Here is an 858-nt window from a genome sequence, read left to right on the forward strand (position 1 = left end):
CGTCCTGCCCGTGACGGTGGTCGGCGACCACACGGCGGTGGGTGAGCACGTGCGGATCACGGCCGCTCCCCCGGTCCGGGACCTGCGGGCCGAGCGGTTCGACACGTCCGTCCGGGTGGGTTGGACGTGGCCGGGCGAGGCCACCACGGCGGTGGTGACGTGGCGACCCGACACGCCGCGGGTGGACGACGACGCGCGGGGCCGCGCGGAGACCGCGGGAGAGCTGCGGCTGAGCCGCCGCCAGTACGCCTCCGAGGGCGGGTTCGAGGCCCGGGTGGGGCCGGGCGCGGTCCGGGTGTCGGTGCGCATCGTGGTCCCCTCGGGCACGGGGGAGTCCGTGAGCGCCCCGGTGACCGTCGCCGTCCCAGGCCGGGCGGTGCTCGACTACCACGTGGCGTCGGCCGGTCTGTTGGGCCGGGACCGTGTGGTCAGTGTGACCGCCGAGCACGCGTGTGACATGCCGGAGATCGCCGTGGTCCACGCGCCGGGTCCCGTCCAGCCGCACTCGGCGGAGCAGGGAAGCGTTCTGGCCACCCTGCCGTCCGGCCGGTTGGCGGCTGGCGAGTCCGTCTCGGTGCGGGTTCGACCGCCCAAGACGTCCGGGCCCGCCTGGCTGATGTGTTTCCCCCTCGGCGCCGACGTCCGGAGCGTGCGTCTGCGTCAACCCTCAGTGAAGGAGCTCCGCCTGTGATCTCGTTCGAGGGGCGCCGACTGGTCTGCCCGTACTGCTACTCCGGCTTTGGTGAGCGGGAGATCCGGTTCCGCTGCACCGGGCGGCCCGGCCCGGGGGGCACGCGTTGCGAGGAGGCGGAGGACGCCGCGATCCGGACGCACCTGGGGCGGCGCGAGCGGCTGGCG

The 858-nt window shown here is 75.1% G+C and carries 1 protein-coding gene; it reads left to right on the forward strand.

Annotated elements, in window-relative coordinates; translation table 11 throughout:
* Positions 1-691 (forward strand): hypothetical protein (locus tag D471_RS40135; RefSeq protein ID WP_040689337.1); only part of this gene is annotated, 691 nt, incomplete at its 5' end.
* Positions 692-858 lie beyond the last annotated feature (167 nt).

The organism is Nocardiopsis lucentensis DSM 44048 (assembly GCF_000341125.1).
Taxonomy (GTDB): domain Bacteria; phylum Actinomycetota; class Actinomycetes; order Streptosporangiales; family Streptosporangiaceae; genus Nocardiopsis; species Nocardiopsis lucentensis.